Origin of the sequence: Serpens gallinarum (assembly GCF_014836765.1) — a bacterium.
Taxonomy (GTDB): Bacteria; Pseudomonadota; Gammaproteobacteria; order Pseudomonadales; family Pseudomonadaceae; genus Serpens; species Serpens gallinarum.
Genome location: NZ_JACSQG010000010.1, coordinates 26,779 through 47,093, shown reverse-complemented (window position 1 = coordinate 47,093; position 20,315 = coordinate 26,779). Strand labels below are relative to the sequence as shown.

The window sequence follows — 20,315 nt, the reverse complement described above, 5'->3', positions numbered from 1 at the left end:
GTAGGGGAAGGTAAAAATGGTACAGGTCAGAGCGCATCAGCCCATCAATACCGACGGCAGCGTCAATCTGGAAGCCTGGCTCGATCAGGTACTCCAGCTTGATCCGGCTCTGGACCGAGCTGGACTGCAGCGTGCCTGCGAGTTCGCCCATGCGGCCGAGCAGCAGGCCAACGCGGCGAAGAATTTGTGGGCCGAGGGCACGTCCAGCTTTCGCACTGGTCTGGAAATCGCCGAGATTCTCGCCGACCTTCGCATCGACCAGGATTCGCTGGAGGCGGCGATCATTTATCGGGGCGTGCGCGAAGGCAAGATCAGCCTCGAGGACGTGACCAAGCACTTCGGGCCGGTGGTCGCCAAGCTGATCGAAGGCGTGCTGCGCATGGCGGCGATCAGCGCCAGTGTGAACCCGCGCGATTCGCTGGTGCTCGGCACCCAGGCCCAGGTGGAAAACCTGCGCAAGATGCTGGTGGCCATGGTCGATGATGTGCGCGTGGCGCTGATCAAGCTGGCCGAGCGCACCTGCGCAATCCGGGCGGTCAAGAATGCCGACGATGAAAAACGTCACCGCGTGGCCCGCGAAGTGTTCGATATTTACGCGCCGCTGGCACACCGTCTAGGGATTGGCCATATCAAGTGGGAGCTGGAAGATCTCTCCTTCCGCTACCTGGAGCCGGAGCAGTACAAGAAGATCGCCACGTTGCTGCATGAGCGGCGTCTGGACCGCGAACAGTACATCACTAGCGTGATGGACCAACTGCGCGAAAAACTGGCCGCCACCGGCATCAAGGCCGATCTCAGTGGGCGCGCCAAGCATATTTATTCCATCTGGCGAAAGATGCAGAAAAAAGGCTTGCAGTTCAGCCAGATCTACGACGTACGCGCGGTGCGCGTGCTGGTCCCGGAAATCCACGACTGCTATACCGCGCTGGGCATCGTGCACACCTTGTGGCGGCACATACCCAAGGAGTTCGACGACTACATCGCCAACCCCAAGGAAAATGGCTACCGCTCGCTGCACACAGCGGTCATCGGCCCGGACGGCAAGGTCCTGGAGGTGCAGATCCGCAGCCACGCCATGCACGAAGAGGCCGAGCTGGGTGTCTGCGCCCACTGGCGTTACAAGGGTACCGACACCAAGGCCAGCTCCAGCCACTACGAAGAGAAGATCGCCTGGCTGCGTCAGGTGCTCGAGTGGCACGAGGAGTTGGGCGACATCGGCGGCCTGGCCGAGCAGTTGCGCGTGGATATCGAGCCGGACCGGGTGTATGTGTTCACTCCCGACGGTCACGCCATCGACTTGCCCAAGGGCGCCACGCCGCTGGACTTTGCCTACCGCGTACACACCGAGATCGGCCATAACTGCCGAGGCGCCAAGGTCAACGGCCGGATCGTGCCGCTTACCTACACTCTGCAGACTGGCGAGCAGGTCGAGATCATTGCCAGCAAGCAGGGCGGTGCGCCAAGCCGGGACTGGCTCAACCCCAACCTGGGGTACGTGACCACCTCGCGCTCGCGGGCCAAGATTATCCATTGGTTCAAGCTGCAGGCCCGTGATCAGAATGTCGCGGCCGGCAAGGCCATGCTCGAGCGAGAGTTGGCGCGGCTGGCGCTGGGGCAAGTGGATTACCAGCGATTGGCGGAGAAGGCCAACCTGAAAACCGCCGAAGACATGTATGCCGCCCTGGGTGCTGGCGATCTGCGCCTGGCGCATCTGGCCAATCTGGCGCAGCAACTGGTCGAGCCGGACCGCGACTACGGCCAGCTGGAACTGATTCCTCGCCGGGTTACCGGTACGCCAAAACCGGGCAAGCGCGGCGATATCCAGATCCAGGGCGTGGGCAACCTGTTGACCCAGATGGCCGGCTGCTGCCAGCCGCTGCCAGGCGACCCGATTGTCGGCTACATCACCGTGGGGCGCGGGGTGAGCATTCACCGCCAGGATTGTGCCGCGGTGCTGCAATTGGCCAGCCGCGAGCCCGAGCGCATCATCCAGGTCAGCTGGGGCCCGGTGCCGGTGCAGACCTATCCGGTGGATATCATCATCCGTGCCTATGATCGCTCCGGGTTGCTGCGCGATGTGTCGCAGATGCTGCTCAATGAGAAGATCAACGTGCTGGCGGTGAACACCCATTCCAACAAGGAAGACAACACCGCGCTGATGTCCTTGACCATCGAAATCCCCGGTCTGGACTCGCTGGGCCGGCTGCTGGGGCGTATTGCCCAGCTGCCCAACATCATTGAGGCCAAGCGGCAGCGGGCGTCGTAGATAATGACGATGAAGCGCTGGAGGCTTGAAAGCTGGACGATAAAGCGGGACGCTTTCCAGCCTCCAGCCTCCAGCCTCCAGCCTCCAGCCTCCAGCCTCCAGCCTCCAGCCTCCAGCCAGGACTAGCCCATGTATGAACTTCCCGACCTCCTGCACCTGATGGCCCGCCTGCGTGATCCGCAACACGGTTGCCCGTGGGATCTGCAACAGGATTTTCGCAGCATCGTGCCGCACACCTTGGAAGAAGCCTATGAAGTTGCCGACGCCATCGAGCGCGGTGATTTCGAGCACCTGCCCGGCGAGCTGGGTGACCTGTTGTTTCAGGTGGTCTATTACAGCCAGCTGGCCCGCGAAGAAGGACGTTTCGACTTCGCCCAGGTCGTCGATGCCATCACCCGCAAGCTTGTGCGCCGCCATCCCCATGTATTTCCCGATGGCGACCTGTACGGCGCGCTGGACACGCCGCGTCTGGACGAAGCGGCGATCAAGGAGCGTTGGGAGGAAATCAAGGCCGAGGAGCGTGCCGAAAAAGCCGCCGCGCCCGAGCAGTTGTCACTGCTGGACGACGTGCCGTCCACACTGCCGGCATTGAGCCGCGCGGCCAAGCTGCAAAAGCGCGCCGCCCAGGTGGGGTTCGACTGGCCCGAGGCCTTGCCGGTGCTCGACAAGGTCCGCGAAGAGCTGGACGAAGTGTTGGAAGCGATGAGCGAAAACGATGCGCCGGCCATTGAAGAGGAGCTGGGGGACCTGCTGTTTGTGGTGGTCAACCTGGCCCGTCACTTGAAAACTGACCCGGAAACGGCCTTGCGCGCAGCCAACGCCAAGTTCGAGCGACGCTTCCGATTCATCGAACAGGCCTTGCGGGATGCCGGTCGACCCATCGAGAATTGCGGTTTGGAAGAACTGGACGCCCTGTGGGGCGAAGCCAAGAAAGCCGAGCGGTCGCTTTCCTGCGGGTAATGCGTGTAGGGTGGATGTCGTTTTCCACATCCACCAAGCGGGGTGGGGATGCTAAATACAGCCCTCATGCCACGTCTTATTTGAATCAACGACGAGTCGAACCATGAGTCTTTCCCTTCGTGATCAGCTGCTCAAAGCTGGCCTGGTCAATGAGAAGCAGGCCAAGCAGGCCGCCAAGCAGAAGCAGAAACAGCAGCGTCTGGTGCATAAAGGCCAGGCCGAACTGGACGATTCGCAGCGCCAGGCCGCCTTGCAGGCCCAGGCCGAAAAGCTCGCGCGCGATCAGGAATTGAATCGTCAGCAGCAGGAAAAGGCCGACCAGAAGGCGCGTGCCGCGCAGGTCAAACAGCTGATCGAAAGCAGCCGCCTGCCCAAGCTGACTACCGAGGATTACTACAACTTCGTCGATGACAAGAAGGTCAAGCGCCTGTCGGTGAACAACCTGATGCGCGACAAGCTGTCCCGTGGCTCACTGGCCATCGTCCGCCACGGTCCAGGCTATGAAGTCATTCCCCGTGACGCTGCCCTGAAAATCCAGGAACGCGACCCGCGCCGCATCATCCTGCTCAACACCCCCACCGAAGAAGCCGACGCCGACGATCCCTACGCCGCCTACAAGGTGCCGGACGATCTGATGTGGTGAGGGGCGAGCGCGTGCCCAGCACTGTCTTCGGGAATCGCGACATCGCGGCGAAAGTGATGCTACGTGCTTTGTAGGGGCGAATTCATTCGCTAGGCACTGTGGCTGCAGGCCACCCCGATGCGGCGACAGGCACGGTGGTGCGAATTCCGCTGAACCGCAGGCGTTCGTCGCAGCGCATGCGCGGTCGGATGGGCCGTGCAATGGCGAATGAATTCGCCTCTACAAAAAAGCAACCCATTAGGCAATCTCCCGAATCGCTTCTTCTCCAATCTCCAATCCGATGCGCTGGCCGCTGGCATGCAGGTCGGCGGCGGAACGGTTCAACACATCCACCAGCAGTTCCACGCCACGGGCTTCGACGCGATAGCGTATGACGTTGCCGAGCAGACTATGGCTGCGAATCTGCGCGTCAATGCTGCCGTGCGGCGCCAGCACGATGGCCTCGGGGCGGATGGCTACGCGGTGGGCCACGGCTCGGCCGAGCAGGCGGCTGGCGGCGTTGGCATCCAGCAGGTTGTAGTTGCCGATGAAGCCGGCGGCGAAGGCGGTGGCCGGCTGGGTGTACAGCGCTTCGGCGCTGCCGTTTTGCACGATGCGCCCGGCATCCATCAGCAGGATGCGGTCGGACAGGGTCAGCGCCTCTTCCTGATCATGGGTGACGAATAAAGTGGTCAGGCCCAACTCCCGCTGGATGCGGCGGATCTGCTCACGCAAATGCTTGCGAATGCGCGCATCCAATGCCGACAGCGGTTCGTCGAGCAGTAATAAGCGTGGACGGGTGACCAGTGAGCGGGCGAGGGCAACGCGCTGGCTTTGCCCACCGGAAAGCTGGTGCGGATAACGGTTGGCCAGCTCGCTGAGTTCCACCAGCTCAAGCACCTCCGCCACGCGCCGGGCGTTTTCCGCCTTGGGTACCTTCTGCATGCGCAGGCCGAAGGCGACGTTCTGCGCCACGGTCATGTTGGGGAACAGCGCGTAGCTCTGGAACACCATGCCGATGCCGCGTTTCTGCGGTGGCAGCGGCAGCAGGTTCTGGCCTTCCAGTTCGATGCGTCCGCCATTCACCTCGGTGAGTCCGGCCACGCAACGCAGCAAGGTGGATTTGCCGCAGCCGGACGGGCCAAGCAGGGTGACGAACTCGCCGCGTTCGACCGTGCAGTCAATGTCGCTGAACACGAGGGTCGCGCCATAACGCTTGTGCAGGTTCTGGATGACGAGGTAGCTCATGGCGCGTCCTTGTTCAGGCGATTGGCGGCCCAGGTGAACACCAGCACGAAGAAGAAGTAGGAGATCACCAGCGCGCTGTTGAAGTGGCCACTGCTGTTGCGCATGTTGTTCAGGTACACCTGCAGGGTTTCGTAACGGGTACCCACCAGCAGGTTGGCAAACACGAACTCGCCGAACAGGAAGGAAAACGACAGGAACAGCGCGACCATCACGCCCTTGCGCAGGTTCGGCAGCACCACCCAGAACGCGGCTTGCCAGGTGCTGGCGCCGAGCATGCGGGCGGCGTCCATCAGATCAGGCAAGTTCAGCGCCTGCAGGTTGTTGGTGATCGCCCGGTACATGAAGGGCAGGGCCACGGTGAAATAACAGCCGATCAGGATCCAGGGTGTGCCGACCAAGGGCAGGGGATCGGAGCCGTAGATCTGCAGCAGACCCACGGACGACACCACCGGTGGAATGGCGAAGGGCAGCAGGATGAGGATGTTCATCAGCCCGTCGAGGCGCGGAAAGTAGTAATGCACCACGAATAGCAGCGGCAGGATCAGCACCACCGAGAGCAGCAGCGCGCCAAAACACACCAGCAGCGATTGGCCGAACGCGATCAGGAAACGTTGCTCGCTCCACAGTGCGTGGTACCACTTGAGCGTGAACCCGTCGGGCAAAATGGTCGCCGACCAGCTGCTGGCCAGGGAATAGACCAGCGTGCCGGCCAAGGGCATCAGCAGAATCAGAAATAGCAGCCAGACCACCAACCGGTGATAAAGCCGCGCAGGCCGGCGCTCAGCGCGTGACATGATAACTCCGGCGCAACAGCCATTGGTGGACCATAGTGATCAATGCCATCAGCCCCACCAGCAGAATGGCCAGGGCGCTGGCCATAGAGGGGTTGAGCACGATGTCGCCGGCCACCAGCGCGGCGATGCGGATCGGCATGATGTTGAAGTTGCCGGTGGTCAGCGCATAGACGGTGGCGTACGCGCCCAGCGCGTTGGCCAGCAGGATGACGAAGGTGCCGAGCAGCGCCGGGGTTAGCACCGGCAGACCGATGTGCCTCCAGAACTGCCAGGGGCCGGCGCCGAGCAGCGCCGCCGACTCGCGCCAGTCCTCACGCAGGGCGTCGAAGGCAGGATAGAGCAGCAGCACGCCGAGGGGAATCTGGAAGTAGGTGTAGATCAGGATCAGCCCGGTCTTGGAGTAGATGTTGAAATCCTCGATCCAGCCGAGTTGCTTGAGCAGCAGGGTGAAGGCGCCGTTGAAGCCGAGCAGGATGATGAATGCGAAGGCCAGCGGTACGCCGGCGAAGTTGCTGGTCATGGTAGTAAACGCGCTGACAAAGTCGCGCAGGCGCGAATCCACCTGATGCAGCGAATAGCTGCCGAGCACGGCAATCAGCAAGCCGAAGATGCTCGACCAGAACGCCACCTGCAGGCTGTGCTTGATGGCCTGCAGGTAGAACTTCGAGGCGAAGATCTTGCTGAAATTCTCCAGGCTCCAGCCGTCGGCGCCGTGCAGGCTGTTGACCGCCACCCACAGCAACGGGGCGATCTGGAAGGCGAAGAAAAATACCGCGAACGGCAGCAGGCACAGCGCTGCCAGCCATTTGCCGCGCGGTGCGCTGCTCATTTGAACAGCTCCCGGCACACCGGTTTGTCATGGGGTACGCCGAGCAGCTCGCAGATGCTGCCGCACAACTCGGTCTGCCGTGGTTTGGCCTGGGCGTTCAGGCTGAAGGCATCGCCTATCACGAACAGCGGCACCTCGCGTTCTTCGGGCAGCAGACCATTGTGGGAGCGGTCGCGGGTCATGCCATGGTCGGCGGTCACCAGCACTTGGTAGCCGGTATCCAGCCAGCCTTGCAGGTAATTTCCCAGAAGAATATCGGCGCGGCGGGCGCGGTTGCGGTACTGCGTCGAGTCCAGCCCGTGCTGGTGGCCGGCATCGTCGATGTTCATCGGATGCACCAGCAGGAAATCCGGGGCGTGGCGACGACGCAGGTGTTCCGCATCGGCGAACAGGTGCGAGTCGGGGTAATGGTCCTCGTAATAGAAGTGGCCGTACTGAATGGGCAGCTCCGGCGCCTCGGTGTGGCGATCCCGCGCGGCGTCGAAGGGGGTTCGGTTGTACAGCTCGCTGACCCAGTGATAGGCCGCTGCCGCGGTGCTGCGCCCGGCGGCGCGGGCGTAGTGAAAGATGCTGCGCTGGTTGGACAGGCGCGCCACCTCGTTGTTGATGATGCCGCTGTCCAGGGGTGGCACGCCAGTCAGAATGCACTCATACAACGGACGCGACAGCGCCGGCAACTCGCAGTCGAGTTTATAGAGCGTGGCACGGCCGGCCGCGCAGCAGGCCTGCAGATGGCCAAGCGTATAACGGGCCACTTCATAGTTGAGGCCGTCAAGTACCACCAGAATGACCTTTGAGTTCATCGGCAAGATTCTCTACACCGCAGTGGCGGGTGCGCCTGAGCGCACCCCAACCTCTGAGCCGGGCAAGCGGTGGGCTGACGACCACCCTGCGGTTTCCTTATTGCATTTCGATGATCACATGCTCCTGCCACAGCTGCGGCAATGCCTTGGAGGTTTCTTCCCAGGCGTCGGGGTCCTTGATGGGTTGTACCTTGGCGTATTGCTCGTTGGGCAGCAGTTTGGCCTGCACGTCCGCCGGCAGGGTCAGGTGTTCGGCGCGGATCGGCCGGGCGTTGCCCTTGGCCAGGTTGATTTGTCCGGCGTCGCTCAGGATGTATTCGCGGGCCAGCTTGGCGGCATTGGGATGCTTGGCGTACTTGTTGATGATGGTGCTGTAGCCGGAGATCACCGAGCCGTCGGACGGGATAAGCACCTCGAAGCGGCTGGGATCGATCTGCTCGCGATAGCTCAGACCGTTGAAATCCCAGACCACGCCGACTTCCACTTCACCTCGTTCCAGGGTCTGGATGGTCGGGTTGGCCAGCGACAGGCGACCCTGCTTGGCGATGTCGGCGAAGAAGTCCAAGCCAGGCTGAATGTTCTTTTCGTCGCCGCCGTTGGCAATGGCCGCGGCCAGCACGCCGTTGACGGCCTGGGCGGCGGTGCCGACGTCACCGATGGCGACTTTGTAGGTGCCTTTTTTGAGGTCGGCCCAAGATGTGGGGGCTTCCTTGACCAGCTGCTTGTTGACGATGAAAGCGATGGAGCCGGTGTAGGCGAGCATCCAGTGGCCGTCGTCATCCTTGGCCCAGTCGGGAATCTGATCCCAGGTGGTGGGTTTGTACGCTTGGGTGACGCCCTGCTGCACGGCGATGGGCCCAAAGGCTGCGCCGACGTCGCCGATGTCGGCGGTGGCGTTGGATTTTTCGGCGGCGAACTTGGCGATTTCCTGCGCCGAGCTCATGTCGGTATCGCTGTGCTTGAGGTCGTACAAACGCTGCAAATCGGCCCAGGTGTCTTTCCAGTTGGCCCAGCTGTCGGGCATGCCCACGCTGTTCACCTGACCTTCAGCCCGCGCCGCCTGCTCCAGGCTTTTTACATCCTGAGCCATGGCCTGACCGGCCAGGGTGATGGCCGTTCCCAACAGTGAAACCAGTAGCAGTCGTTTCATGTGCAGCTCCTTGGCGAAGTAGTCCGGGTAGTCGCGTCCTTACCCAGACTGCAGGGATTCAATGACAGGCAGATGGCACAGGCGTCGTTGATCGGTGAGCTGCGCCGCATTTCAGCGTAGACCAAGGCCGTGTTGGGTGATTGTTCAAGCGGGAGAGGCTGGTTTGCGTTCATCCTGCCGGCCGCGCATCGCGGACAAGTCCGCTTCTACAAGACCGCAAGCCCCGCAAAGCCGGCCAGACGTACCTTGTAGGGGCGAATTCATTCGCCATTGCACGGCCCATCCGACAGCGAATGCGCTGCGACGAATGCCTGCGGTTCAGTTGAATTCGCACCCGTCGTGTTTGTCGCCGCACCGGCGTAGCCTGCAGGCCCAGCGCCAGGCGAATGAATTCGCCCCTACCGGAATGGCGTTCATCCTGCCGGCGGCGCATCGCGGACAAGTCCGCTTCTGCAAGATTGCAAGCCCCGCATAGCTGGCCAAAAGCACCCTGTAGGGGCGAATTTATTCGCCATTGCACGGCCCATCCGACAGCAAATACGCTGCGACGAACGCCTGCGGTTCAGCGGAATTCGCACCACCGTGCCTGTCACTGCACCGGAGTAGCTGCAGCCACAGTGCCAGGCGAATGAATTCGCCCCTACTCGAACTGGCGTTCATCCTGCCGGCCGCGCATCGCGGACAAGTCCGCTCCTACAAGACCGCAAGCCCCGCAAAAGCTGGCCAAAAGCACCCCTGTAGGGGCGAATTTATTCGCCATTGCACGGCCCATCCGACAGCAAATACGCTTCGACGAACGCCTGCGGGTCAGTTGACTTCGCACCCGCCGGTTTGCCGGCAAACGGCGGGCTGCCCCCGATAAACACCGAGCCAACGTCTCGATACCGAGCAATGGGCGAGGCCGCGCTACATGGCTTTGCTAGGCCAGCTGCACGCGATCTTTATCGCCAGCGCTGAATATCCCATCCCTGCGCTTCGGCATGGGCGCGCAGCGCGTCGTCGGGGTTGATGGCGTGGGGATGGTCGACGGCTTGCAACAGTGGCAGGTCGTTGCGCGAGTCGGAATAGAAGTGGGTTTCGCCTGCAGCCACGCCGTGACGGGTGCGCCAGTCGGCCAGGGCAGTGATCTTGCCTTCGCGGTAGGAGAGGATGCCGCGAGTCTGGCCGGTCAGGCGACCATCGCGTGCTTCCAGTTCGACGCCCACGGCGTGTTCGAGATCCAGCAGTGCGGCCGCGGCCTGCACCAGAAAGCGCGGCGACGCCGATAGCACCAGCAATCGGTCGCCGGCGGCGCGGTGTTCGGCCACACAGCGCCGGGCATCCTCGAAGATCAGCGGCTCGATCTTGGCCGCAACAAATGCTTCGGCGACCCCACGCACCTCGTGCAGGGTACGTCCGATCAGCGGCTGCAGGGTGAAGGCCAGGTAGGCCTCCAGCGTCAGGCGCCCGGCTGCGTATTCGCGCACGAGGTGTTGTTCGTGGGTCATGAACGCATCGCGATCCAGCCAGCCCAGCTCACCCAGGTATTCGCCCCAGAGGCTGGGGCTGTTGCCGTCGATCAGGGTGTCGTCGAGGTCGAATACCGCCAGCGCCATCAGGCCAGCTCAGCGCTGGAATAGAAGGCGGTAAGTACCTTGACCAGATGCGTCAGGTCCTGGCTGCCGGCCAGTTCGCGGATCGAGTGCATGGCAAACGTCGGCAGGCCGATGTCCACCGTGGGCACGCCGAGGCGGCTGGCGGTGATCGGGCCGATGGTCGAGCCGCAGCCCATGTCGCTGCGGGTGACGAAGCTCTGCACCGGCACTTCGTTGGCCAGGCACAGATGGCGGAAGAACCCGGCGGTTTCGCTGGTGGTGGCGTAGCGCTGGTTGCTGTTGATCTTGATCACCGGGCCGGCGTTGAGTTTTGGGCCGTGATTGCCGTCGTGCCTGTCCGCATAGTTCGGGTGCACGGCGTGGGCGTTGTCGGCGGAGACCAGCAACGAGCGCTGGATGATGCGCACGAAGTCTTCGCCGGCCGGCAGGGCGCGTTGCAGGACCTGCTCTAGGAACGGGCCGTCCGCGCCGCAGGCCGAGGTGGAGCCGACTTCTTCATGGTCGGTGCACACCAGCACGCAGCTTTCTTCGTCACCGGCAGCCAGCAGCGCTTCGAGTCCGGCGTAGCAGGACAGCAGGTTGTCCAGTCGCGCGCCAGCGATGAACTGGCCGTCCAGGCCGATCACGGCCGCGCTCTGGGTGTCGTAGAAGCTCAGCTCGAAATCCAGGATCACGTCGGGGCTCAAACCGTGTTCGCGGTTCAGCTGCTCGGCGAGCAGGGCGCGGAAGTCGTAAGGTTCGTCGCTGGCGACCTGGGCGAGGATCGGTGGCAGTTCGTTCTGCGCGTTGATCGGCCAGCCCTGGTTGGCCTCGCGGTTGAGGTGGATGGCCAGGTTGGGAATCACGGCGATGGGTTCGCGAAAATCAATCAGCTGGCTTTCCACCTTGCCGTCGCGGCGGAACGTCACGCGGCCGGCCAGCGACAGGTCGCGGTCGAACCAGGGTGCCAGCAGAGCACCGCCGTAGACTTCCACGCCCAGTTGCAGGAAGCCTTGGCGCTGCAGTTCCGGCTGTGGCTTGACGCGCAAGCACGGGCTGTCGGTATGCGCGCCGACCAGGCGCAGGCCGCCGTCCAGGGGCAAGCGTTGGCCGAGCTTGAACGCAATCAGCGAGGAATCGTTGCGGGTTACGTAGTAACGGCCGCCAGCTTCGCAGTTCCACGGCTGGCGCTCATCAAGAGGTTCGAAACCGGCCGCTTCGAGGCGTTGGGCAAGGGTGGCGGTGGCGTGGAACGGGGTGGGCGAAGCCTTGAGGAAATCGATCAGACCTTGATTGAGCTCAGCGTACATAAGGGACTCCAGACAGCGATGGGGCGGAGTCTATCGGATTTGCGCGGCAGTGGCAGGCGGCAAATGCTCGACGCGGCGCTGGGCCTGGTGCTTCGGGCCGATCAACCTTTCCCCGGGTCTTCCTCGCGACTGTCTGCCTCGGCCTCGTCTTGTAGGTCAGCCTCACCCGTCTGCTGGGGTGGGTCCGTCACTTCCGGCATCATTTCCAGTACGGTCTGGCTGGTGCGCAGCATGGTGACGTGGGGGGTATGGCTCTTGGCGTGTTCGCGAACTTGCCCAATGCGTACAAAGGTAAACAGGGTGAGGATGCCCAGCGTGATGGCATGAAACAACGGCAAGCCCTGGGGGCCGAGCCAGCCCATCACCGCACCGGCCACCACGGGGCCAATGGCGGCTCCGAAACCATTGATTACCAGCAGTCCTGTGGTTCCAGACAGCACGTCTTCAGGTGGCAGGCGGTCGATCATGTGCGTGACAGTGACGGAGTACAGCGAAAACGTCAGCCCACCCCAGATAAAGGCGGCTATCCACAAGGCCGTGGAGGCGGGTAGCTGGCTCATGATCAGTGAGACCAGCGTGGCCAGCCCTGCGATCCAGAGCAAGACGACCGGGCGTTCGTGGGTATCGGAAAACAGTCCGATGGGCCACTGCAACAGCGCGCCGCCCAGAATGGTCACGCTCATCAGACTGGCCACCTCAGAAGCATCAAAGCCACGGTGGCTGGCATACAGCGGTGCCAATCCCCAAAAGGCACTCAGCGCCAGGCCTGCCAGTGCGGCCGAGACGACGGCCAGCCGAGACACCCGAAACAATTGCGGCACATGGATATGGGGCACCTCCGGCAGCGTGGGCTGGGCCTGGCGGGTGACGGTAATCGGAACCGCCGCCGCGCAGATCAGCATCGCCGCCAGCGCGAACAGCAGGAACGACTGGGCACTTTCCAAGTGCAGCAGCTGTTGGGCTACGGTCAGCGCGCCCAGGTTGACGAACATGTACACGGCAAATACCTGCCCGCGCTTATCGCCGGTGGCCTTGGCGTTCAGCCAGCTCTCGATAACCATGTACAGCGTGACGACCACGATGCCGAACAGCAGGCGCAGCCCCAGCCAGACCCACGGATTGACCAGCACCACGTGCAACAGGGTGACGATGGTGGCGAGGGCGGCGCAGAGCGCAAAAGCGCGGATGTGCCCAATGCGCCGGATCAGCGGCACCGTCACCCAGGAACCGAGTAGGTAGCCGGCGAAATACCCTGACGTCAGTAAGCCGATCACCGTATCGGAAAACCCCTCCGTTATGGCCCGCAGGGTGATCAAGGTATTGAACAGTCCCGTGCCAAGCAGCAGCAGAGCCACGCCATTGAGCAATGAAAGTAGAGGAGGCAACGTCGCGCGCATGGGCAGTACTCCTGGCTAACTAACGAAGGGCCAAAGGAACAGCTTAGACGTGCAACCTGCGCAGGTCGGAAAGGGGGCCGGTTGCATCGGGCAAATGTCGGCGGTCGAGAGGAAGCGCCGGAACCCGGGCCAATCCATTCTCGGTGGGCCCCTTCGCCTCCCTTTTCTGAGGCAGGGCGCTAAGATGGTCGATTAAATCTTGCCTGGCATCGTGCCGGGCTCGAAGAGACGGACTTTTCGTAACGCTTTGCGTGGCACATCGCGGGTCGGGTTCGCATTGTTTTAGGATTTCTTGATGTCACATCGAATTGTTGTTGTAGGTGGCGGAGCCGGCGGCCTGGAGCTGGTTACCCGGTTGGGCCGCACCTTGGGTAAAAAGGGCAAGGCCCGGATCACGCTGGTAGATGCAAACCTCACGCATATCTGGAAGCCGCTGTTACACGAAGTGGCAACAGGTTCGCTGAACAGTACCGATAATGAGCTGAATTACGTGGCCCAGGCCAAGTGGAACCATTTCGAGTTCCAGATTGGCCGTCTGTGCGGCCTGGATCGCCAGGCCCGGCAAATCGAACTGGCAGCCACGCTGGACGAGCAGGGTCAGGTTCTGGTTCCCGCCCGTACTCTGGCCTACGACACCCTGGTGTTGGCAGTGGGCAGTGTCTCGAATGATTTCGGCACCCCAGGCGCAGCGCAGCACTGCATTTTTCTCGACAGTCCTCAGCAGGCGTTGCGTTTTCATCGCCAACTGCTCAGCCATTATCTGAGTGCCCATGCCGGCCAGCGGGACAGCGGGCAGGTGGATGTCGCCATTGTCGGCGCGGGTGCGACAGGCGTGGAGTTGGCGGCCGAGCTGCACAACGCGGCGGCGCAACTGGCGGCCTATGGCCTGACCGGCATCCAGCCGCAGAACATGCGCATCAACCTGATCGAGGCCGGACCTCGTGTCTTGCCGGCGTTGCCCGAGCGCATCGGCACGGCGGTACGCAGCCAGCTGGAAAAGCTCGGCGTAAGCGTGCATACCGGGGTTGCGGTCAAGGAGGTGACCGCCGATGGCATGGTGACCGCCGATGGTCAGCTGATTCCGGCCAGTCTCAAGGTCTGGGCGGCCGGTATTCGGGCGGCGGATTTTCTGCACGAGCTGGATGGCCTGGAAAGCAACCGCATCAATCAACTGGTGGTGCGCACCACCCTGCAAACCACGCGCGATGACAACGTGTTTGCCTTCGGCGACTGCGCGGCGTGCCCGATGGGAGACGGAAAAAATGTGCCGCCCCGTGCGCAATCAGCCCATCAACAGGCCTCGATGCTGGTGACGGCGATGAAAAGCCGTCTGGAGGGCAAGCCTTTGCCTGAGTTCAGCTACCGGGATTACGGCTCGCTGGTTTCGCTGTCGAAGTACACCGCCGTTGGCAACCTGATGGGCAGCGTCATGCGTGGCAGCATCAAGGTCGAAGGCTGGTTGGCACGGATGTTTTATATCTCGCTGTACCGCATGCACCAGGTGGCGCTGTATGGCGTGATACGCACGGGGTTGTTAGTGCTGACCGACCGTATCGGCCGACGCTTGAACCCCCGTATGAAGTTGCATTGATGGTCAGGGTCGTCAGGGCTGCGAGATTTGTTGCATCAGCGCGTGCAGCCTGGTGAAGCAAGCGAGAGGCTTGGAGGCGGGCCAGTAAGCGCCGCCTCGTTGCACATCACGCTTCGGTCTTAGTCGATCCTCGCGCCTTTTTCGATCCAGTCGCCAAGCAAGTCGCGTTCTTCCTGGGTCATTTGCGTCAGGTTGCCCAGCGGCATGACCTGGGTCGCAACGGCCTGCGCATAAATTTTTTCGCTCATCTGCTGGATCTGTTCAGGGGTGTCGAACATGGCGCCCAGCGGCGCACTGGTGAAGATCGGGCTGCTGGGGGTGGCCGAGTGGCATTCCACACAACGGTCCTCGATGATCTGCTGCACCAAGGCGAGTTCACGGGCAGTTTCCAACGGCGCAACGGGCTCGGTGGGTTCAGCGGGCAGTTCAGGCTCGGTTACCGGCGTCTCTGGCAGGTATTCATCCTGCACGGTAGCCGATGTCCGGGAGGATTCAGCTGTCTTTGCAGGCTCGCGGGTGCTCGTGGGCGCCGGCGTTTGCGTTGCCACGGGCTGGGTTGGGCGAGGGGCGATAGTCGGTGCACTGACGTAGGCCAGGCAGACCATGCCCAGCGCGGCGGCCGGCAAGGCCCAGGCGAACGTCTGGCTGGCGTGGCGGGTATTGAAATAATGACGCACCAGCACGCCAAACGCGGCGATGGCGGCGAGGATCAGCCAGTTGTACGGGTTGCCGTAGGTGCTCGGGAAGTGGTTGCTGATCATGGTGAACAGCACCGGCAGGGTGAAATAGTTGTTGTGTCGCGAGCGCAGCAGCCCCTTGGCCGGCAAGGCCGGGTCGGGTTCGCGGCCTTCCTGGATGGCCGCGACCAAGGCACGCTGGGCCGGGATGATGACGCGAAAGACGTTGCCGACCATCAGGGTGCCAATCAAGGCGCCGACGTGAATATAGGCGGCGCGGCCGCTGAACAGCTGGGCATAGCCCCAGGCGGCGTACACCAGCAGAACGAAGAGCACCAGGCCCAGTAAGGCGGGCCTTTTGCCCAGCGCAGAGTCGCACAGCGATTCGTAGATGATCCAACCGGCCAACAACGAGCCTAGGCCGATGCCCACAGCCACGGCAGGATGCAGCGCACTACCTGGCGCAATCAGGTAGTACGTGGGGTTGAGGTAGTACACGAGAGTCAGCAAGGCCACGCCGGACAGCCAGGTGGAATACGCCTCCCACTTAAACCAGTGGAGTTTTTCCGGCATCTGCGGCGGGGCCAGCTGGTATTTTTCCAGGTGGTAGATGCCGCCACCGTGGATCGCCCAAAGATCCCCCGACAGCCCTTCGCGCGGGTTGCCGCGCGCCAGGTTGTTCTCCAGCCAGACGAAATAGAACGAGGCGCCGATCCAGGCGATGCCGACGATCATGTGTATCCAGCGAATACTCAGGTTCAGCCATTCGGTCAGGTGTGCTTCCACGGGTATTCCTCACGCCAGTCGGCTGGCGGGCAGTGATCAGGGGTAAGTGAGTAGAAGCTGTTCTTCCTCGGCAAAGACGTGCTCGTCGCAGTTGTTGCCAGCACCACTGCGGTCGATGACCAGAAAATCGTCCTCGGCCTCGATGCAGAGCACCGGGTGGTGCCACACGCCGCGGTGATAGTTCACGCCCTGACGGCCATTGCTGATAAAGGCGCGCACCGCGGCGCTGTCCGGGCTGTCCGCTGGTGGAGCGACGACGATCAGAAAGTGCTTTTCGCGCAACGGCATGAAGGCCTGGCTGCCCAGCGGATGGCGTTCCAGTTGGGTGATGGTCAACGGGCGCGGCAGCGCGGTGGCGCGGAAGATGCTGATGGTCACCTCATCCTCCGGCTGTGCGGTTTGCACAGTGGCAAGCCGGTGGTAGCGGCGCGTTGAGCCGTTGTTGATCAGGAAGAACTCACTGCCGTCGGCTTCGATCACCTCACCAAAGAGGGCGAAGGCGGCTTTGGTCAGCGGCTCGAGGGTCAGGGTGCGCATCGTGGGACGTCCAATCGTGCTGTAGAGCCTGTTGGCTGGCGATCCAGATCTGATCGCCAGCCCGCTGGCTCCTTCAAGATTTATAGAGATTGCCTGGCCAAGGTGCCGAACAGCCGCAGGCGACTCACGCCGCCGTCCGGAAAGATGTTCAGGCGCACGTGGGTGATCGGGCCAAGGTCCTTGATCTGCTCGATGAACGTGTGTTCCTGATGCATGGCCAACGTCTGGCTGGGCAGCAGTTCGCGCCAGAACAGGCTCTGGGTTTCGATCTGGCTGTCGGTGCCGCCTTTCATGTAGGCGGCCTGGATGGAGCAGCTGTCCGGGTAGTTGCCCTTGAAGTGCAGGGTGTCGACAACGATGCGCTCGATCTGGCCGGGATGGCCGAGGGCGATAATCACCCAGTCGTTGCCGGGAGTACGGCGCCGGGCGGTTTCCCAACCGTCGCCCATGTTCTCGCCGCGACCGGGATTGAGCAGATTGCTGATGCTGCCGTAATGCTCGTCGGAACAGGCCAGGGCCCGCCCGCCATTGAGTGCGGCAGCCAGGTCGAGGGTTTCCTCGCTGCTGACCGTGGCCCAGTCGCGGTACGGGATGCCGTGCACGCGCAGGCGCGCCACGCCGCCATCCGGGTAGATATTGAAGCGCAGGTGCGACACCGGCTGGGTGTAATCAAGCGCGTGGTAGTGGTGACTGTTGCCCTGCAGGGCGACGGCTGGCAGCACCTCTGTCCAGGCGGTGCTGTCATCCGGATCGCCTTCAGCCAGAAAGCAGGCTTCCAGCGAGGCGGACGGCGGGTAGTTGCCGGTGAAGAAGCGGGTGTCGATATTCACGCCTTTCAGCACGCCAGGCACACCGAGGCGGATCACCGCGTGGTCGTGGCCTTCGAACCGCTTGCGGCGCGATTCCCAACCGTCCATCCACTTCCCGTTGTCGTCGAACACGCCTTCCTTCCACACCGGCTCGCCGGGCTGGAGCATGCGGTCGGCGGCGGCGAACCAGTCGTCGGTGACCGAGAGGATCTTGCTGCCGAGGCGGGCGTCGGCCAGGTTGACGTATTTCTCGAAAGGCGCGGCGTAGGTTTTCATGGAAAGTCCTTCCTTGAGGGTCAGAGGGCGTGGAGGCGGAACAGGGCGATCCGGTTGATTTCCGCCAGGGCACGGGCGAACTCCTGCTCGGACGTGTTGCGCAGGCGTTCTTCAAACGCGGCGAGAATCTGCTGCCGGGTGCTGCCCTTTACCGCCATGATGAACACGAAGCCGAAGCGCGCCTTGTAGGCCTGGTTGAGGGCGGTGAAGCGGGCAAATTCTTCCGGGGTGCACTCCTGAATACCGGCGCCGACCTGTTCCGATGTGGACGCGGCAGTCAACTCGCCGCGCACAGCAGCCTTGCCGGCCAGATCCGGGTGGGCGTTGATCAGAGTGAGTTGGCGCCCATGGTCGGCATTCAGCACAACGACAGCCATGCGCGCATGCAGGTGCTCGATGTGATCGTCGGCCGCGTCGATGCCTTGCTCGTATACGCGCTCCGCCACCCAGGGCGCGTGTTCGTAAATATCGGCGAAAGCTTTCAGGAAGCTGGAGCGATCCAGGGCCGAGGGCGTGAGCGTGGCAAAGAGAGTCATTGCCTGGCTTCCGTCAGCGGGTGGGTGGCATGCCAGTGCCGGGCGATGTCCACGCGACGGGCGAGCCAGACTTTGTCGTGGCCTTTTGCGTAGTCGATGAAGCGGCGCAGCGCGGCCAGACGTGCCGGGCGACCTAGCAGGCGGCAGTGCATGCCGATGCTGAGCATTTTTGGCGCGCCGGCCGCGCCTTCGGCGTAGAGCACATCGAAGGCGTCTTTCAGATAAGTGAAGAAGTCATCGCCGCTGTTGAAGCCCTGTGCCTGGGTGAAGCGCATGTCATTGGTGTCCAGGGTGTAGGGGATCACCAGGTGCGGTTTTTCTGGACTGGATTGCGGATCCCAATAGGGCAGGTCGTCATCGTAGGTGTCCGAGTCGTAGAGGAAGCCGCCATCCTCGCGCACCAGGCGCCGGGTGTTCGGCCCGGTGCGCCCGGTGTACCAGCCCAGCGGGCGCTGGCCGGTCAGTTCGGTAAGAATGGCGAGGGCCTTGTCCATGTGTTCGCGCTCTTCGGCTTCGTCCATGTGCTGGTAGTCGATCCAACGATAGCCGTGGCTGCAGATTTCGTGGTCGTCGGCGACCATCGCTCGAATGACGTCCGGGTTGCGCTGGGCCGCCATCGCCACGGCGAACACGGTCAGCGGAATTTGCTGTTCGCGAAACAGCGCAAGCAAACGCCAGACACCGGCCCGGCTGCCGTATTCATACAGCGACTCCATGCTCATGTGCCGCACGCCGGGCAGGGGCTGAGCTGCAACCATCTCTGAAAGAAAGGCCTCGGATTCCGTGTCGCCATGCAGAATGCAGCGCTCGCCGCCTTCCTCGTAATTGAGCACAAAGGACAGAGCGATATTCGCCTCGCCCGGCCAGTGCGGATGGGGCGGGTTGTTGGCGTAACCGATCAGGTCGCGGGGGTAATCGGAGGTCACGGAGGGCTTCCTGTCGAGCGTTGGTTCTCCTACAGCGTAGGGCAGCCCGGCGAATAGGAATGGCAGTGAGCATTCGTTAAAACCGTGCTCATAGGCATCTATAGGGGCGATTCGCCTGGCACCGAGTGATGCGGGGGGTTCGACGGGGGTGGGAGCTCTTGATGGCTGTGTCAGCGACGGTGTGGTCTGAAGGGCCTGTGCCAGGCGAATAAATTCGCCCCTACCGGAGCGCAGGCCGCGCCATTTATGCCGCGAGGCAAGGTCGGGTGTAACCGCCAAGCAAGGCAGCAACGGTGGGTGGCCCCGTCCGCATGACTAAACCGTGACTTCATCTGTAGGAGCGCAGGCCGCGCCATTTATGCCGCGAGGCAAGGCCGGATGAAACTGCCACGCAAGGCAGCAACGGTGGGTAATCCCGTCCGCATGATTAAACCGTGACTTCATCTGTAGGGGCGAATTTATTCGCCTGGCACCGAGTGTTCCCTCATCAGCGTGGATTCGACGAACTACACGGGTGGGAGCTCTAGATGGCTGTGTCAGGGGCGGTGTGGTCTGAAGTCCTGCGCCAGGCGAATGAATTCGCCCCTACCGGAGCGCAGGCCGCGCCATTTATGCCGCGAGGCAAGGTCGGGTGTAACCGCCACGCAAGGCAGCAACGGTGGGTGGCCCCGTCCGCATGACTAAACTTTGACTTCGTCTGTAGGGGCGAATTTATTCGCCTGGCACCGAGTGTTCCCCTCATCAGCGGGGATTCGACGATCTACACGGGTGGGAGCTCTTGATGGCTGTGTCAGCGGCGGTGTGGTCTGAAGGGTCTGCGCCAGGCGAATGAATTCGCCCCTACCGGAACGCAGGCCGCGCCATTTATGCCGCGAGGCAAGGTCGGGTGAAACTGCCACGCAAGGCAGCAGTGGTGGGGTGGCCCCGTCCGCATGACGAAACCGTGACTTCATCTGTAGGGGCGAATTTATTCGCCTGGCACGGAGTGTTCCCTCATCAGCATGGATTCGACGAACTACACGAGTCGGTTGCTCTGGATGGCTGTGTCAGAGGCGGTGTGGTCTGAAGGTCCTGCGCCAGGCGAATAAATTCGCCCCTACCGGAGCGCAGGCTGCGCCATTTATGCCGCGAGGCAAGGTCGGGTGAGACTGCCACGCAAGGCAGCAGTGGTGGGGTGGCCCCGTCCGCATGACGAAACCGTGACTTCATCTGTAGGGGCGAATT

17 protein-coding genes are annotated in these 20,315 nt (G+C 62.5%); 4 read left to right on the top strand and 13 right to left on the bottom strand.

Annotated elements, in window-relative coordinates; genetic code table 11:
• The first annotated feature begins 16 nt into the window (after nt 1-16).
• The 3 genes from relA (at nt 17) to H9642_RS15360 (ending at nt 3,869) form a co-directional block, all read left to right on the top strand.
• Nucleotides 17-2,266, top strand: coding sequence for a GTP diphosphokinase (relA, locus tag H9642_RS15370; protein WP_251837344.1), 2,250 nt, complete (start codon nt 17-19; stop codon nt 2,264-2,266).
• A gap of 129 nt (nt 2,267-2,395) precedes the next feature.
• Nucleotides 2,396-3,226, top strand: coding sequence for a nucleoside triphosphate pyrophosphohydrolase (gene mazG / locus H9642_RS15365; RefSeq protein WP_251837343.1), 831 nt, complete (start codon nt 2,396-2,398; stop codon nt 3,224-3,226).
• 103 nt (nt 3,227-3,329) lie between these two features.
• Nucleotides 3,330-3,869 carry a DUF2058 domain-containing protein gene (locus tag H9642_RS15360; RefSeq protein ID WP_251837342.1) on the top strand — a complete coding sequence of 180 codons (540 nt, stop codon included), beginning with the start codon at nt 3,330-3,332 and terminating at the stop codon, nt 3,867-3,869.
• Nucleotides 3,870-4,106: 237 nt separating this feature from the next.
• Here H9642_RS15360 and H9642_RS15355 read toward each other — a convergent pair whose 3' ends face one another.
• The 8 genes from H9642_RS15355 to H9642_RS15320 all read right to left on the bottom strand — a co-directional run bounded on the left by H9642_RS15355 (nt 4,107) and on the right by H9642_RS15320 (nt 12,953).
• Nucleotides 4,107-5,096, bottom strand: a complete 990-nt coding sequence (locus H9642_RS15355; protein ID WP_251837341.1) for an ABC transporter ATP-binding protein — start codon at nt 5,094-5,096, stop codon at nt 4,107-4,109.
• Complete coding sequence (locus tag H9642_RS15350; RefSeq protein WP_251837340.1) at nt 5,093-5,890, bottom strand: ABC transporter permease; 798 nt, start codon at nt 5,888-5,890, stop codon at nt 5,093-5,095. Before H9642_RS15350 ends, H9642_RS15355 begins: the two co-directional genes overlap by 4 nt.
• A complete protein-coding gene (locus tag H9642_RS15345) occupies nt 5,877-6,719 on the bottom strand; it encodes an ABC transporter permease (RefSeq protein WP_251837339.1) in 843 nt (280 codons plus the stop codon). The genes H9642_RS15350 and H9642_RS15345 overlap by 14 nt, the downstream gene beginning before the upstream one ends.
• Entirely contained in the window at nt 6,716-7,522 is an 807-nt protein-coding gene (locus tag H9642_RS15340) for an alkaline phosphatase family protein (protein WP_251837338.1), read from the bottom strand. Before H9642_RS15340 ends, H9642_RS15345 begins: the two co-directional genes overlap by 4 nt.
• Before the next feature lie 97 nt (nt 7,523-7,619).
• Nucleotides 7,620-8,672, bottom strand: coding sequence for an ABC transporter substrate-binding protein (locus H9642_RS15335; protein ID WP_251837337.1), 1,053 nt, complete (start codon nt 8,670-8,672; stop codon nt 7,620-7,622).
• A 941-nt stretch (nt 8,673-9,613) separates the two neighbouring features.
• Complete coding sequence (locus tag H9642_RS15330; RefSeq protein WP_251837336.1) at nt 9,614-10,267, bottom strand: HAD family hydrolase; 654 nt, start codon at nt 10,265-10,267, stop codon at nt 9,614-9,616.
• On the bottom strand, nt 10,267-11,556 hold the full coding sequence (locus H9642_RS15325; RefSeq protein ID WP_251837335.1) for a M18 family aminopeptidase: 1,290 nt from the start codon (nt 11,554-11,556) through the stop codon (nt 10,267-10,269). The genes H9642_RS15330 and H9642_RS15325 overlap by 1 nt, the downstream gene beginning before the upstream one ends.
• A 101-nt stretch (nt 11,557-11,657) precedes the next feature.
• A complete protein-coding gene (locus tag H9642_RS15320; RefSeq protein WP_251837334.1) occupies nt 11,658-12,953 on the bottom strand; it encodes an MFS transporter in 1,296 nt (431 codons plus the stop codon).
• A gap of 295 nt (nt 12,954-13,248) precedes the next feature.
• Here H9642_RS15320 and H9642_RS15315 point away from each other — a divergent pair, with 295 nt between their 5' ends.
• The gene (locus H9642_RS15315) at nt 13,249-14,544 is read left to right on the top strand and encodes an NAD(P)/FAD-dependent oxidoreductase (protein WP_251837333.1); all 1,296 of its coding nucleotides are present in this window, start codon (nt 13,249-13,251) and stop codon (nt 14,542-14,544) included.
• Nucleotides 14,545-14,663: 119 nt separating this feature from the next.
• Here the strand turns inward: H9642_RS15315 and H9642_RS15310 are convergent, their stop codons facing one another.
• The 5 genes from H9642_RS15310 to puuE all read right to left on the bottom strand — a co-directional run bounded on the left by H9642_RS15310 (nt 14,664) and on the right by puuE (nt 19,091).
• Nucleotides 14,664-16,007: a urate hydroxylase PuuD gene (locus tag H9642_RS15310; protein ID WP_251837332.1), complete on the bottom strand. Its 1,344-nt coding sequence runs from the start codon at nt 16,005-16,007 to the stop codon at nt 14,664-14,666.
• Nucleotides 16,008-16,043: 36 nt separating this feature from the next.
• Complete coding sequence (locus tag H9642_RS15305) at nt 16,044-16,544, bottom strand: ureidoglycolate lyase (RefSeq protein WP_251837331.1); 501 nt, start codon at nt 16,542-16,544, stop codon at nt 16,044-16,046.
• Nucleotides 16,545-16,624: 80 nt separating this feature from the next.
• Complete coding sequence (gene alc, locus H9642_RS15300; protein ID WP_251837330.1) at nt 16,625-17,629, bottom strand: allantoicase; 1,005 nt, start codon at nt 17,627-17,629, stop codon at nt 16,625-16,627.
• A 20-nt stretch (nt 17,630-17,649) separates the two neighbouring features.
• Nucleotides 17,650-18,165: a 2-oxo-4-hydroxy-4-carboxy-5-ureidoimidazoline decarboxylase gene (uraD, locus tag H9642_RS15295; protein ID WP_251837329.1), complete on the bottom strand. Its 516-nt coding sequence runs from the start codon at nt 18,163-18,165 to the stop codon at nt 17,650-17,652.
• On the bottom strand, nt 18,162-19,091 hold the full coding sequence (gene puuE, locus H9642_RS15290) for an allantoinase PuuE (protein WP_251837328.1): 930 nt from the start codon (nt 19,089-19,091) through the stop codon (nt 18,162-18,164). Before puuE ends, uraD begins: the two co-directional genes overlap by 4 nt.
• Between the last annotated feature and the right edge of the window lie 1,224 nt (nt 19,092-20,315).